Origin of the sequence: Streptomyces sp. NPDC003038 (genome assembly GCF_040611115.1) — a bacterium.
GTDB lineage: Bacteria > Actinomycetota > Actinomycetes > Streptomycetales > Streptomycetaceae > Streptomyces.
The window spans coordinates 316,268-329,709 of the sequence record NZ_JBEXNN010000001.1; the positions used below are offsets into that span (position 1 = coordinate 316,268).

At 73.9% G+C, this 13,442-nt stretch carries 12 protein-coding genes; 7 read left to right on the plus strand and 5 right to left on the minus strand.

Annotated elements, in window-relative coordinates; genetic code table 11:
• Positions 1 to 78 precede the first annotated feature (78 nt).
• Positions 79 to 1,344 carry an FAD-dependent oxidoreductase gene (locus tag ABZX75_RS01495; RefSeq protein ID WP_355406599.1) on the plus strand — a complete coding sequence of 422 codons (1,266 nt, stop codon included), beginning with the start codon at positions 79 to 81 and terminating at the stop codon, positions 1,342 to 1,344.
• A gap of 184 nt (positions 1,345 to 1,528) precedes the next feature.
• A complete protein-coding gene (gene dnaG, locus ABZX75_RS01500; protein ID WP_355406601.1) occupies positions 1,529 to 3,460 on the plus strand; it encodes a DNA primase in 1,932 nt (643 codons plus the stop codon).
• A gap of 78 nt (positions 3,461 to 3,538) precedes the next feature.
• On the opposite strand, the gene ABZX75_RS01505 is transcribed toward dnaG, so the two are convergent.
• Positions 3,539 to 3,982, minus strand: coding sequence for a gamma-glutamylcyclotransferase family protein (locus tag ABZX75_RS01505; RefSeq protein WP_355406602.1), 444 nt, complete (start codon positions 3,980 to 3,982; stop codon positions 3,539 to 3,541).
• Between the two features lie 419 nt (positions 3,983 to 4,401).
• On the opposite strand from ABZX75_RS01505, the gene ABZX75_RS01510 reads away from it, so the two are divergent.
• Together ABZX75_RS01510 and ABZX75_RS01515 are read left to right on the plus strand one after the other, a co-directional pair.
• Positions 4,402 to 4,944, plus strand: coding sequence for a hypothetical protein (locus ABZX75_RS01510; RefSeq protein ID WP_355406604.1), 543 nt, complete (start codon positions 4,402 to 4,404; stop codon positions 4,942 to 4,944).
• A 343-nt stretch (positions 4,945 to 5,287) separates the two neighbouring features.
• Entirely contained in the window at positions 5,288 to 5,842 is a 555-nt protein-coding gene (locus ABZX75_RS01515) for a class F sortase (RefSeq protein WP_355407009.1), read from the plus strand.
• Between the two features lie 34 nt (positions 5,843 to 5,876).
• Here the strand turns inward: ABZX75_RS01515 and ABZX75_RS01520 are convergent, their stop codons facing one another.
• The 3 genes from ABZX75_RS01520 to ABZX75_RS01530 form a co-directional block, all read right to left on the minus strand.
• A complete protein-coding gene (locus ABZX75_RS01520; protein WP_355406606.1) occupies positions 5,877 to 6,653 on the minus strand; it encodes a TSUP family transporter in 777 nt (258 codons plus the stop codon).
• Between the two features lie 37 nt (positions 6,654 to 6,690).
• A complete protein-coding gene (locus tag ABZX75_RS01525) occupies positions 6,691 to 6,846 on the minus strand; it encodes a hypothetical protein (protein ID WP_355406608.1) in 156 nt (51 codons plus the stop codon).
• 237 nt (positions 6,847 to 7,083) lie between these two features.
• Positions 7,084 to 8,379 carry a ferredoxin reductase family protein gene (locus ABZX75_RS01530; RefSeq protein WP_355406610.1) on the minus strand — a complete coding sequence of 432 codons (1,296 nt, stop codon included), beginning with the start codon at positions 8,377 to 8,379 and terminating at the stop codon, positions 7,084 to 7,086.
• 157 nt (positions 8,380 to 8,536) lie between these two features.
• Between ABZX75_RS01530 and ABZX75_RS01535 the strand changes: the two genes are divergently transcribed.
• From ABZX75_RS01535 to nirD, 3 genes are read left to right on the plus strand one after another with little or no spacing between them, the layout of a single operon-like run.
• The gene (locus tag ABZX75_RS01535) at positions 8,537 to 10,030 is read left to right on the plus strand and encodes an FAD-dependent oxidoreductase (protein ID WP_355406612.1); all 1,494 of its coding nucleotides are present in this window, start codon (positions 8,537 to 8,539) and stop codon (positions 10,028 to 10,030) included.
• A gap of 2 nt (positions 10,031 to 10,032) precedes the next feature.
• Positions 10,033 to 12,570: a nitrite reductase large subunit NirB gene (gene nirB, locus ABZX75_RS01540; protein ID WP_355406614.1), complete on the plus strand. Its 2,538-nt coding sequence runs from the start codon at positions 10,033 to 10,035 to the stop codon at positions 12,568 to 12,570.
• Positions 12,567 to 12,899, plus strand: a complete 333-nt coding sequence (gene nirD, locus ABZX75_RS01545) for a nitrite reductase small subunit NirD (protein ID WP_355406616.1) — start codon at positions 12,567 to 12,569, stop codon at positions 12,897 to 12,899. The genes nirB and nirD overlap by 4 nt, the downstream gene beginning before the upstream one ends.
• 24 nt (positions 12,900 to 12,923) lie before the next feature.
• On the opposite strand, the gene ABZX75_RS01550 is transcribed toward nirD, so the two are convergent.
• Positions 12,924 to 13,340, minus strand: coding sequence for a VOC family protein (locus ABZX75_RS01550; protein WP_355406618.1), 417 nt, complete (start codon positions 13,338 to 13,340; stop codon positions 12,924 to 12,926).
• Between the last annotated feature and the right edge of the window lie 102 nt (positions 13,341 to 13,442).

The following is a 13,442-nucleotide window of genomic DNA, read 5'->3' on the forward strand; positions in this document are numbered from 1 at the left end:
CCCCCTTCACGCGGCAGGCTCAGTGCGGGACGCTCGCATGTGGTCGCATGTGGCGGAGAGGTTATGAGGAGGCATCAGGTGGTCGACGCACACCGGACGTTCGTCATCGTCGGCGCGGGACTGGCCGGGGCAAAAGCGGCCGAAACGCTGCGGTCCGAGGGATTCACGGGGCGGGTGATCCTGATCGGCGACGAGCGCGACCATCCCTACGAACGGCCCCCGCTGTCGAAGGGGTACCTGACGGGCAAGGACGACCGCGACAGCGTCTTCGTCCACGAGCCGTCCTGGTACGCGGCCTCCGACATCGAGCTCCACCTCGGCCAGCCCGCGGTCCAGTTGGACCGGGACGCCAAGAAGGTCGTCCTGGGCGACGGCACCGCGCTGCACTACGACAAGCTGCTGCTGGCCACCGGCGCCGAACCGCGCCGCCTGGACATCCCCGGCACGGGCCTGGTCGGGGTACACCACCTGCGGCGCCTCGCCCACGCCGAGCGGCTGCGCAACGTACTCGCCGGCCTCGGCCGGGACAACGGGCACCTGCTGATCGCGGGCGCCGGGTGGATCGGGCTGGAGGTGGCGGCCGCTGCCCGCGGGTACGGCGCCGAGGTCACCGTCGTCGAACAGGAGGCGACCCCGCTGCACGCGGTGCTCGGGCCCGAGATCGGCCGGCTCTTCGCGGACCTGCACGCCGACCGCGGGGTGCGCTTCCACTTCGGGGCCCGCCTCACCGAGATCGTGGGCCACGACGGCATGGTGCTGGCCGCCCGTACGGACGACGGGGAGGAGCACCCGGCGCACGCGGTGCTCGCGGCGATCGGGGCCGCGCCGCGGACCGCGCTCGCCGAGACCTCCGGGCTCACCCTGGTCGACCGGGAGCACGGCGGCGGGATCGCCGTGGACGCGTCCCTGCGCACGTCCGACCCGGACGTCTACGCGGTCGGGGACGTGGCCGCCGCCCACCACCCGGCGCTGGGGACCCGGCTGCGGGTCGAGCACTGGGCCAACGCGCTGAACGGCGGTCCGGCGGCGGCGCGGGCCATGCTGGGGCAGGAGGTCTCCTACGACCGGGTGCCGTACTTCTTCTCCGACCAGTACGACGTGGGTCTGGAGTACTCCGGGTACGCGCCGCCCGGGGGCTACGACCAGGTGCTGATCCGCGGGGATGTGGGCAAGCGGGAGTTCATCGCCTTCTGGCTCTCCGAGGGGCGGGTACTGGCCGGGATGAACGTGAATGTGTGGGATGTCACCGAACACATCCAGGCGCTGATCCGGTCGCAAGCCCCGGTGGACCGCGACGCGCTGGCGGACCCGTCGATTCCGCTGGCCTCTCTCGCGGCGTCCTAGGCGCGTCGGCCTCGTCCTGCCGGACGGGCCGGACGGGCCGGACGGGCGGGAATCAGAGCGCGGTGCCGCCCGCGGTGCCCCCGTCCTGCCTCGCGGGGACGGCTGCCGCAGGGGGCGCCCGCCCGGTGGGACGGGCCCCAGGGGGCCGGGAGGGATTGTCGGCGCCCGGCCGTAGACTTCACGCGTGGCAGGACGGATCAACGACGATGACGTGAAGGCGGTACGGGACGCGGTCCCGATCGACGCCGTCGTCTCCGAATACCTCCAGCTGCGCAATGCGGGCGGCGGCAACCTCAAGGGCCTGTGCCCCTTCCACGACGAGAAGTCCCCGTCCTTCCAGGTCAGCCCCAGCAAGGGGCTGTACCACTGCTTCGGCTGCCAGGCGGGCGGGGACACCCTCGACTTCATCATGAAGATCGACCACCTCTCCTTCTCGGAGGCGGTCGAGCGCCTCGCCGGCCAGGCGGGCATCACCCTTCGGTACGAGGAGGGCGGCTACACCGCCGGCACCAGCGGCCGCGGTGAGCGCATCCGGCTGGTCGAGGCGCACAAGGCCGCCGCCCTGTTCTACGTCGACCAGCTGGACAGCCCCGAAGCGGAGATCGGCCGCAAGTTCCTGGCGGAGCGCGGATTCGACCAGGCCGCGGCCGCGCACTTCAGCGTCGGCTACAGCCCGGCCGGCTGGGACCACCTGACCCGCTTCCTGCGCGGCAAGGGCTTCAGCGACAAGGAGCTGATCCTGTCCGGGCTCGCCCAGGACAGCCGCAGCGGCAAGCCCATCGACCGCTTCCGCGGCCGGCTGATGTGGCCGATCCGCGACATCACCGGCGAGGTGGTGGGCTTCGGCGCGCGCAAGCTGCGCGACGACGACAACGGCCCGAAGTACCTGAACACACCCGAGACCGCGATCTACAAGAAGTCCCAGGTGCTGTACGGCATCGACCTGGCGAAGAAGGAGATCGCGAAGACCTCTCGGGCCGTGGTCGTCGAGGGGTACACGGACGTGATGGCCTGTCACATGGCCGGAGTCACCACCGCGATCGCGACCTGTGGCACCGCTTTCGGCGGGGACCACATCAAGATCCTGCGCCGCCTGCTGATGGACAACGCGACGGCAGAGGTGATCTTCACCTTCGATGGTGACGCGGCGGGCCAGAAGGCGGCGCTGCGGGCCTTCGAGGACGACCAGAAGTTCGCCGCCGAGACCTCGATCGCGATCACCCCGGGCGGTATGGACCCCTGCGACCTGCGGCTCGCACAGGGGGACGCGGCGGTGGCCGGGCTGGTGGACTCCCGCACCCCGCTGTTCGAGTTCGCACTGCGGCACATCGTCGCCCGGCACAACCTGGAGAACCCGGCGGGTCGGGCGGCGGCCCTGGACGAGGCGGCGCCGGTCGTCGCCCACATCAAGAACATCGCGATCCAGCACGAGTCGGCGGTCCAGCTGGCGGGAATGCTGGGCATCCGGGACGAGCAGTTCGTGGTCAAGCGGGTCGCGCAGCTGGCGCGGTGGGCGCGGGACCGGGGCGGCCAGTCGGGCGGCGGACAGCACGGCGGTCAGCAGCGCGGCGGTCAGCAGCGCGGCCGACCGTCCTACGACGCCGCCCCCGCACCCTCCGCCCAGCCCGCCGGCGGCCCGGCCCTGAATCTGCGCAGTCCGGCCCACCGCACCGAGCGGGAGCTGCTCAAGCTGGCCCTGCAACGCCCGGCCCTGGTCTCCCCGGCCTTCGACGCGTACGGGATGGACGAGTTCACCGCCCCGCCCTACGCGGCGGTGCGCCAGGCCATCCAGGACGCGGGCGGCGTCTCGTCCGGCACCGAGGACTACCTGGCCCGCGTCCGCGAGGCCGCCCCGAACGACACCGTCCGCGCCCTCGTCACGGAGCTGGCGGTCGAGGCCATCCACGCGAAGACGGTGGACGAGATCTACGCCGGAGTCCAGCTGGTCCAGGTGCGCCTGCGCGCCGTGGACCGCCGGGTCCACGAGATCCAGGGCACGCTCTCCCGGCTGGGCCCGCAGGCCCCGCCGGAACAGCTGGCCGCGGTCCAGGAGGAGCTGTGGGTCCTCCAGCAGTACGGCCAGCGCCTGCGCAACCGCGGAGCCGAAGGCCTGTGAGCCGCGCCCCGGCGCCGGACCGGCCGAGCGGGCCGGCGCGCCCGTACCGGCCTCCGCACCCGGCCTCCGTACCCGGCGCTACCGCTTGAACCAGTCGCCGCCCGGTATCTCGGCGCCGGACCGCCGCAGTTCGCGGGTCATGAGACCGGACGCCAGATAGACCCAGGCCCGCACGGGCGTGCCGTCGGGGCGCAGCGCGTCGCGGGCGATCCGGTCGTAGACGTTCCCCGGGCGGCCCGGGCCCTCGTATTCCTCCAGCAGGTCCAGCGCGGCCAGCAGTTCCCCGTAGGCGCCCGGCGCCGCGGTGATCAGCTCGCCGACGACGGCGGAGCCGGGGCGGTGGACGGCGTACGGGTATCCGGGGCCGTTGTAGAGCACCGCGTCGGGGAGGAAGGCGGGCTCCTGCGAGGCCGTGCGTCCGCGCAGGAACAGGTCGTGGTTGACCTCGCCCGGGCGCAGGGTCCCGTAGACGAAGAACGGGAGCGGAGCGGTCGGATCCGGTGGCCGGACGTCCGATGTCACGAGGCCCTCCCTCAGGTACGGCGAGACGGTCCGCAAGGCCGGGCCGAACGGCCCGCGTCCTCTGCGCCCCACCACGGTACGCACCGCCGTCACCCGGCTTTCCGGCGCCCGCGAGGCCGCTGACCGAACCGGTCCTCTCTCCACCACGCTCACGGTTTCCCCTCCACGACGCGTCCGCCTCCTCACCGGCGGCCTGACCGGCCGGAGCCGCCTGGCTCCGGCGGGGGCCGCGCACCGACATCACCCGGACGGCGCGGCGGCCGCGGACGGCCCTGATGGCGGCAGCCAGGGCGCTGACCTGCGGGAACGAAACGGGGGTGGAGCGGGCAAGGGGCAACCTGACGAGGCATCAGCAGGCGCGGGCGCGGCGGGCCGGGTTACCTCGGAAACACGACCCCGTGTCCTCAGGAGAGTCCCCCATGCGCCGACGCACCGCCCACGCGCTCACCGCCACCGCGCTGACCGCCGTCGCGTTCACCGGCCCGGTCGCCGGTGCGGTGGCCGCCGCGGACCTCGGCATGGTGAGCTTCGCACCCGGCGACTTCGCCCCGCTGGAGGTGTGGCCCAAGTCCGCCGCACCGGGCGCCACCGTCACCGTGAACACCACCGCCTGCGGCCGTGGCAGCCACGCCGAAGGCGACGCCAGCACGGTCGGCGGCGGCCGCTTCAAGCTGGTCCCCGGCACCCACAAGGAGGTCGTCGTGGGGCAGTTCCGGGTCGCCCACGGCACCCGGTCCGGCACCTACGCCATCGGCGCGACCTGCGCGAACGGCAAGTTCGCCACCGGCGACCTGGTCGTCACCGAACGCGGCCCGCAGGGGCACGTCAAGACCGGGGTGGGTGGTGGGACGACCACCGCCACCGACCCCGCCAAGATCGCGGCGGGAACGGCCGTACTGGCCGCCACCGCCGTCGGCGGTACCTGGCTCCTGCGTCGCCGGGCGAGCGGCACGCGGAGCTGACGGACGCCCACCGCGGCTTCGGCCGCGGTCCGACCGGTACCGTCCCCCGTCGCCCGCCCCGCGAGGTCCCCCCCCCGTTCGCGGGGCGGGCGACGGCCAGTCACCCCGAAACGGAAGCGGAGGGGCACGCATGGGTGGCGATTTCCGAGGCGTCCGGGGCCACTCCGGAGCCGGCCCGCGCTCGACGAGCGCCGGCAGCCGCACCACCACCCGCAGCCCCGTCGCCACCACCAGCAGCCCCGTCCGCACCACCGGCCGCACCACCGCCCGCGAGACCGCCCGCAACCTCACCGCCCGTCATGCCGGTCTGGTCGCGCTCGCCGCCTGCGTCGGCATCTGGCTCATGACCAGCGGTTCCCGTGAGCCGGTCGGGCCGCCGCTGCCCTCCCCCGCCGAAGCCCTGACCGCCGCCAGCGCGCCCGGCCCCGGTATCGCACCCCTCCCCGGCTCCCCGCCCAGCCGGATCCGGATCCCCTCCATCCGGGTCGACGCCCCGCTGATCGGGCTCGGCCTGGAGCGCGACCGCAGCCTCGAAGTGCCCCCGCCCGCCCGGGGTGACCTGGCCGGCTGGTACCGCGAGGGCACCACCCCGGGCGCCACCGGTACCGCCGTCATCGCCGGGCACGTGGACCACGCCACCGGCCCGGCGGTCTTCTACCACCTGGGCGCGCTGCGCCGCGGGGCCGCCATCGAGATCCCGCGGGCGGACGGCCGTACGGCCGTGTTCACGGTCCACGCGGTCGAGGTCTACGACGCCGAGTCCTTCCCCGACTCCCGCGTGTACGGCCCCTCGCCGCGCGCCGAGCTCCGGGTCATCACCTGCGGCGGCGGCTTCTCACCGCGCACGGGCTATCGCGGCAACGTGGTCGTCTTCGCCCACCTCACCGGGACGTACTGACCTCCGTCGGACACGGCCTCACCAGGCCGTGCGTCTAACCCCACTGCTCGAAGCCCAGCTTCACCACGAGCGCGCCCACCACGGTCAGCAGCACGCCGCGGACGAAACCGCTGCCCTTCTTGAGCGCCATGCGGGCGCCGATCATGCCGCCGGCCAGATTGAACACCGCCATCAGCGCGGCCAGCTGCCACAGCACCATGCCCTGGTACGCGAACATCGCGAGCGCCCCGGCGTTCGTGCAGACATTGACGATCTTGGCGGTCGCGGAGGCGGTGACCAGGTCGAGGTGGAGCAGTGCGGTGAGCGCGAGGACCAGGAAGGTGCCGGTGCCGGGCCCGATGAGGCCGTCGTAGAACCCGATGCCGAGCCCGGCGAGCCCGATGGCGAGCAGCACCCGCCGCCTGCTGACGGGCGAGGTGGCGGGGGCGGTGCCGAAGGCGGGCCGGAAGAGCACGAAAGCGGCGACGATCACGAGCACCACCATGATCAGCGGGCGCAGCGCGTCCTTGCTGATGCCACCGGCGAGCGCGGCGCCGCCCATCGATCCGGCGAGCGCGGCGAGGCCGATGCGGACGGAGAGCTTCACGTCCACCGGCGCCTTGCGCACGTACGTCACGGCCGCGCCCGCGGTGCCGACGATGGCCACGGCCTTGTTGGTGCCGAGGACGGTGGCGGGGTGGGCGTTCGGCAGGCCGAGCAGCAGGGCGGGCAGGAGGAGCAGGCCGCCGCCGCCCACCACCGCGTCGACCCAGCCCGCGGCCGCCGCGGCCACGCACAGCATGATGATCACGGTCGTCGATATCTCAGGCACGATCATGACCCTACGGAGCGGTTGGATGCAGGAGGCATCAATCCCCGGAAACTTGCGCGAAGGTTGAGCTTTCCCAGGCCGGTGCCCGGTCCGGAGCCACCGGAGCCGCCGGGTCCACGGCCGCCGTGAGCATCGTCGCGGCCAGCACACTCGCCAGCCCCAGCCCGGCCGCCACCCGGTTCGCGGACGTCACGGAAGCCAGTGCGGAGGACCTCCGCGGCCTGCGGTGCCGGGCCGCCCCGGGAGCCGCGGCCGCCCCGGCGCGCACGGGTACAGGTACGGGTACGGGTACGGGCAGGGCGATGTGCAGCGGGTGACGCACGGCGCGGTGACTCCTCGGGTTCGGAACTCGGTACTCGGCACGCGGAAGGGGCTCAGTGCTCGGCGCTTGCCGCTCGGCGCTCGGCCCTCGGCGCTCGGCCCTCGGCGCTCAGAAGCTGAAGCACTCGGAATGGATGCGTCCGGCCGGCACCCCGGCCCGCAGCAGCGCGGCCTGCGTCGCATCCGCCATCCCCGGCGGCCCGCACAGGTACACGTCGTGCTCGGCCAGGTCCGGCACCAGCGCGGTCAGCGCCTGCGGGGCGAGCGGGTCGTAGGCGGCGCCGGACGGCCCGAGCAGGTAGTGCAGTGCGGCCTGCCGCTCGGCGGCGATGGCCTCCAGCTCCGCGCGCAGGACCAGGTGCTCCTCGGCTCCGGCGCGGTAGAGCAGCGTGAGATCCCCGGGGCCCCCGGGCAGCGTCTCGAACAGGGCCCGCATCGGGGTGATCCCGACCCCGCCGGCGATCAGCAGCACCTTGGGCCTGGTCCGCCGGGCGGCGGTGAGCGCCCCGAACGGCCCGGTGGCGATGACGCGCGTGCCGGGACGCAGCCGCCGGATCCGGCGGGAGTGCCCGCCGAGCCCCTTGACGGTGATCCGCAGGGTGTCCCCGCGGACCGGTGCGGACAGCGAGAACGGCAGGGCGGTGCGCCACAGCCGCCGCTGGAGGAACCGCCAGCGCAGGAACTGGCCCGGCTCCGCGCGCAGTTCCGCGAGGTGCTCCCCGTGCATGACGACGGAGACCACCCCGGGCCCCTCCGCCCGGACCTCCGCGACCCGCAGCGCGTGCCGCAGGGCCTGGCGTACGGGGACCACGGCGCGGTACCAGACCAGCTGGACGGCCACCACGGTGTGGGCGAGGGCCCAGAACCACGCGACCGGGGCGATGTCGGGCCCGGCCAGCTGGTGGCCGAAGCCGAGGGCGGCGGCAAGGTATACGAGCAGGTGCACTCCGCGCCAGGTTTCGTGCGAGACACGGCGGCGTACGGCCCGGGCCGAGGTCACACCGACCGCGGCAAGCAGAACGGTCCCGACCGCAGCGGCGGCCAGGGCCGGGTAGTGGAGCAGCTCGCGGACGGCGGATACGAGGTCGACCTCCTCGTGCACGGCGTACCCGAGCAGCGCGAAGAGCCCGTGCCCGAAGCAGAGCAGCAGCACGTACCGGCCGCCGAGCGCGTGCCAGCGGGCGAGGCGGTCGGCGCCCACGCCGTGCTCGACGGCGGGCACCCGGGCCATCAGGAACAGCAGCACCAGTACCCCGTACCCGGCGAGGAGGCCGGTCAGATGCGCCGCGGTGGCGAACAGCGCGTCGGGCCGGGCCGACGGGCGCACCTGCGCCGCCCACAACAGGGCCACCACCCCCGCTCCGCCCAGGATCCCGCCCCTGACCCGCACCGCCACGTCTCGCATACGGGCCACGCTAAGGGCCGTACCGGCGGCGCGGACGGTCCTTAAGGCGGCCTTGAGGAACGCCTCACGGGCGCTTAACCCCGACGCTGAGGTCGGCGTTCCGTCCGGGTAACAGGGGCGATGCGGCGGGGAAACAGCGGCGGCGCACGCTCATGGCATGACCTCGGAGCAGCGTGTGGTGGTGATCGGCGGCGGCCTTGCGGGCCTGCGGCTCGCGCAGCGGTTGGGCCCGGCCGCGGCGGTGACCGTCCTGGGCGAGGAGACGCACGCCCCCTACAACCGGGTCCTGCTCGCCGAGGTCCTGGCGGGCCGGTACCCCCCGGAGGTGACCGCCCTCCCGACGCCCGGCCCGGCGCTGCGCCGCGGGGTGCGGGCGGTACGGGTCGACCGGGCCGAGCGGACCGTGCACTGCGACGACGGCACCCTGGAGGCGTACGACACCCTGGTGCTGGCCACCGGCTCCAATCCGGTCCTGCCACCGCTTCGCGGGCTGTTCGAGCCGGAGGGGCGGGACCTCCCGGACGGGGTCCACGCCTTCCGCACGATGGACGACTGCCTGGCCCTCTCGGCGGCCGTACGTCCGGGCGTGCGCGCGGTGGTGATCGGCGGCGGCCTCCTCGGCGTCTCGGCGGCCCGGGCCCTCGCCGAGCGCGGCGCCCAGGTCGTCCTGGCCCAGCAGGCGGAGCGCCTGATGGAGCGCCAACTCGACGCGGACGCCTCGGCCGTGCTCCACGCGCACCTGACCGCCCTCGGGGTGGAGATCCACACGGAATGCCGAGTCCGCGGCCTGACGACCACGCCCCCGGGGCCGGGCCCCGCCCGGGCCGGCGCCCCGGAGCCCGCTCCCGCCGGGGCCCGGCCCGGTTCGCCGTCCGCGGCGCCGCCGGGGCTCCGCGCGGTCCGGCCCGCCGGGCGGGACGCTTCGGCCCCGCCGGTGATCGAGGCGCGGGCGGAGTCCGGCACGCGCCGGAGCCGCGGATCGGGTGCGGCGAGCGCGGGGGCGAGTTCCCGCAGGGTCACCGGGGTGGAGCTGGCCGACGGCTACCGCCTGGACGCCGACCTCGTCGTCCTGGCCTGCGGCGTCCGCCCCCGCACGGGGCTCGCGCTGGCCGCCGGGCTCGACGTGCGCAAGGGCATCGTGGTCGACGGCCGGCTCCGGACGAGCGACCCCCGCATCCACGCCATCGGCGACTGCGCCGAGCACGCCGGCCAGGTGTACGGCCTCGCCGGCGCCGCACTGGAACAGGCCGACGCACTCGCCGCCGTCCTCAGCGGGGCGGCCGACGGCAGCGGCCGGGGTCAGGGCCACGCCGCCGGCCCCGACGCCCCGCCCCCCACGGAGTACACCGGAACCCGCGCCCTCACCCGCCTCACCCTCGGCGGAGCCGGCAGCGGCGGAGCCGGCCGCCCCCTCGACCTCGCCGCCTTCGGCGAGACCACCCCGCTCCCCGGCGACGACGTGCTCCGCCTCGCCGACGCCACCCGCCGGACCTACCGGAAGGTCGTCGTCCGCGGTGACCGACTCGTCGGCGGGGTCCTGCTCGGCGAACTCTCCACCGTGGGCGCCCTCGCCCGCAGCTGGGAGGACGGCGTGCCCCTGCACGCCGCCGACGACCTGTTCCACCTGCTCACCGACGACGGAGGCTCCTGATCATGGCCGCACCCACGCCCACTCCCGCCATCGTGCTCATCGGGCACGGCATGGTCGGCCAGCGCTACCTCCAGGCGCTCGCCGAGCGCGGCGCCACCGCCACGCACCGGATCACCGTGCTCTGCGAGGAGCCCCGGCCCGCCTACGACCGCGTCCACCTCACCTCGTACTTCTCCGGCAGCACCCCCGAGGACCTGTCGATGACGCCCCCGGGATTCATGGAGGAGCACGGCATCGCCCTCCACCTGGACGACCCCGCCGAGCACATCGACCGGGCCGCCCGCACGGTCACCTCCCGCTCCGGGCAGGTCTTCCCGTACGACGTCCTGGTCCTCGCGACCGGCAGTTATCCCTTCGTCCCGCCCGTCCACGGCAAGGACGCACCCGGCTGCTTCGTCTACCGCACCATCGAGGACCTCCTCGCGATCGAGGAGTACGCCAAGGGCCGCACCCGGGGCGCGGTCGTCGGCGGCGGCCTGCTCGGGCTCGAAGCCGCGGGCGCCCTCCAGGGGCTCGGCCTGGGCACCCGCGTCGTCGAGTTCGCCCCGCGCCTGATGCCCGTCCAGGTCGACGACGGCGGCGGCGCGGCCCTGCTGCGCACCATCGAGTCCATGGGCATCACCGTCCACACCGGCGTCGGCACGCAGGAGGTGCTGACCGGCGAGGACGGCTCGGTGAGCGGAATGCGGCTCTCCGACGGCTCCACCGTCGACGCGGACCTCGTGGTCTTCTCCGCCGGTGTCCGCCCCCGCGACCAGCTGGCCCACGCCTCGGGACTGGAGGTCGGCGAGCGCGGCGGGATCCGGGTGGACGCCCGCTGCCGCACCTCGGACCCGCACGTCTACGCCATCGGCGAGTGCGCCCTCGCCGCCGACGGCCGCGTCTACGGCCTGGTCGCCCCCGGCTACGAGATGGCGGAGACCGCCGCCGAGGATCTCCTGGGCCGCGAGAAGGAGTTCACCGGAGCCGATCTCTCCACCAAGCTCAAGCTGCTCGGTGTGGACGTGGCCTCCTTCGGCGACGCCCACGGAGCCACCCCCGGCAGCCTCGACGTGGTCTGGTCCGACTCCCGCTCCGGCGTCTACAAGAAGCTGGTCGTCTCCCCCGACGGGGTCCTCCTGGGCGGGGTCCTGGTGGGCGACGCCGACTCGTACGGCCTGCTGCGCCCGCTCACCGGCAGCGTCCCGCCCGTCGCCCCCGAGCAGCTGGTGCTGCCCGCCGGCCTCGGCGCGCCCGTCGCGCTCGGCCCGTCCTCGCTGCCCGACCACGCGGTGATCTGCTCCTGCCACAACGTCACCAAGAAGGCCATCGCCGCCTGCGCCGACCTCCCCGAGGTCAAGAAGTGCACCAAGGCGGGCACGGGCTGCGGCAGCTGCCTCAAGGTGATCGGCCAGCTGCTGCCGGCCGCCGCGGACAAGGGGCTGTGCGGGTGCTTCCCGTACACCCGTGCCGAGCTCTACGAGATCGTCCGCACCCGGCAGCTGACCTCCTACCAGCGGCTCCTCGACGACCACGGCCGCCCGGAAGCGCGGGGCGGCGACGGCTGCGAGGTCTGCAAGCCCACCGTCGGTTCGATCATCGCCTCGCTCGCCCCGGTCCTCGGCGCGAGCGGATACGTCCTGGACGGGGAGCAGGCCGCCCTCCAGGACACCAACGACCACTTCCTCGCGAACATCCAGCGCAACGGCTCGTACTCGGTCGTCCCCCGGATCCCCGGCGGCGAGATCACCCCGGACAAGCTGATCGTGATCGGCGAGGTGGCCCGCGACTTCGGTCTCTACACGAAGATCACCGGCGGGCAGCGGATCGACCTCTTCGGCGCGAGCGTGGACCAGCTCCCGCGGATCTGGGCGCGCCTCGTCGACGCCGGATTCGAGTCCGGGCACGCGTACGGAAAGGCCCTGCGCACGGTGAAGTCCTGTGTGGGCCAGACCTGGTGCCGGTACGGGGTCCAGGACAGCGTGCGGATGGCCATCGACCTGGAGCTGCGCTACCGGGGCCTGCGCGCCCCGCACAAGCTCAAGTCGGCGGTCTCCGGCTGCGCCCGGGAGTGCGCGGAGGCGCAGAGCAAGGACTTCGGGGTCATCGCGACGGCGAGCGGCTGGAACCTCTACGTCGGCGGGAACGGCGGGGCCACGCCGCGCCACGCCGATCTGCTGGCCCAGGACCTCTCCGACGCGGAGCTGATCCGGCTCATCGACCGGTTCCTGATGTTCTACATCCGTACCGCCGACCGGCTGGAGCGGACCTCCACCTGGCTGGAGCGGATGGAGGGGGGCCTGGCGCACCTGAGGGACGTGGTCGTGCACGACTCGCTCGGGCTGTGCGCGGAGCTGGAGTCCCTGATGGCCGGACATGTGGCCCACTACCGCGACGAGTGGGCGCAGACGCTGGAGGACCCGGAGCGGATGCGCCGCTTCGTCTCCTTCGTCAACGCGCCGGGGGCACCCGACCCGACCGTGAAGTTCGTCCCCGAGCGTGACCAGGTCAAGCCCGACCTGACCGTTCTCACCCTTCAGCCGCTGGGAGGCACCCGATGACCGTGGAACTGCAGGTGGCCGAGGGCTGGCTCACGGTGTGCGAACTGTCCGCGCTCACCCCGGGGCGCGGGGTCGCCGCCCTGCTGCCCGACGGGAGCCAGGCCGCGGTGTTCGTCGACCGCGCGGGGCGTACGTACGCCATCGGCAACCAGGACCCCTTCACCGGCGCGCAGGTGCTCTCGCGGGGGCTGCTCGGCTGCGCGGCGGGGAAGCCCTTCGTGGCCTCGCCGCTGCTGAAGCAGCGCTTCGACCTGGAGTCGGGGCGCTGCCTGGACGACGAGGAGGTGGCGGTCCGTACCTATCCGGTGCGGACCGCCGCGACCTCGTGAGCGAGGGGGAGGCCGGCTCCGGGGTCAGCTCTGGACGACGGCCGGGTCCATCCACATGATCTCCCAGGTGTGGCCGTCGAGGTCGTCGAAGGCCCGGCCGTACATGACGCCGTGGTCCTGGGCCGGGCGCGGCTCGGTGGCCCCGGCCGCCAGCGCCCGGTCGACCAGCTCGTCGACCTTGTCGCGGCTCGCGGCGCTCAGGCACAGGAGCACCTCGGAGGTCTTCGTCGCGTCCGCGATCTCCTTGTGGGTGAAGTCCTTGTAGCGGGCCTCCGTGAGCAGCATGGCGACGATGGTGTCGCTGATGACCATGGAGGCGCAGTTCTCGTCGGTGAACTGGGCGTTGAAGGAGTAGCCGAGCCGGGACCAGAAGGCCTTGCTGGCGTCCAGGTCCTTGACCGGCAGGTTGACGAAGATCATGGTGGGGGTGGTGGCGGGCATCTCGGTCCCTCGTCTCTCGTGTCTCTCGTGTTCTCTCGTGCGCGGTTCGGCGCTTTCGAGAGATAGACCGCAGGGCCCGGGGAAACTCATCGCTGCCCGCGA

What these genes read in the sequence shown, in the direction of transcription:
- ABZX75_RS01510 (WP_355406604.1), top strand. Translation starts at nt 4,402, where the DNA reads ATGCGCCGACGCACCGCCCACGCGCTCACCGCCACCGCGCTGACCGCC.
- ABZX75_RS01515 (WP_355407009.1), top strand. Translation starts at nt 5,288, where the DNA reads ATGACCAGCGGTTCCCGTGAGCCGGTCGGGCCGCCGCTGCCCTCCCCC.
- ABZX75_RS01530 (WP_355406610.1), bottom strand. Translation starts at nt 8,379, where the DNA reads ATGCGAGACGTGGCGGTGCGGGTCAGGGGCGGGATCCTGGGCGGAGCG.
- ABZX75_RS01535 (WP_355406612.1), top strand. Translation starts at nt 8,537, where the DNA reads ATGACCTCGGAGCAGCGTGTGGTGGTGATCGGCGGCGGCCTTGCGGGC.
- nirB (WP_355406614.1), top strand. Translation starts at nt 10,033, where the DNA reads ATGGCCGCACCCACGCCCACTCCCGCCATCGTGCTCATCGGGCACGGC.
- nirD (WP_355406616.1), top strand. Translation starts at nt 12,567, where the DNA reads ATGACCGTGGAACTGCAGGTGGCCGAGGGCTGGCTCACGGTGTGCGAA.
- ABZX75_RS01550 (WP_355406618.1), bottom strand. Translation starts at nt 13,340, where the DNA reads ATGCCCGCCACCACCCCCACCATGATCTTCGTCAACCTGCCGGTCAAG.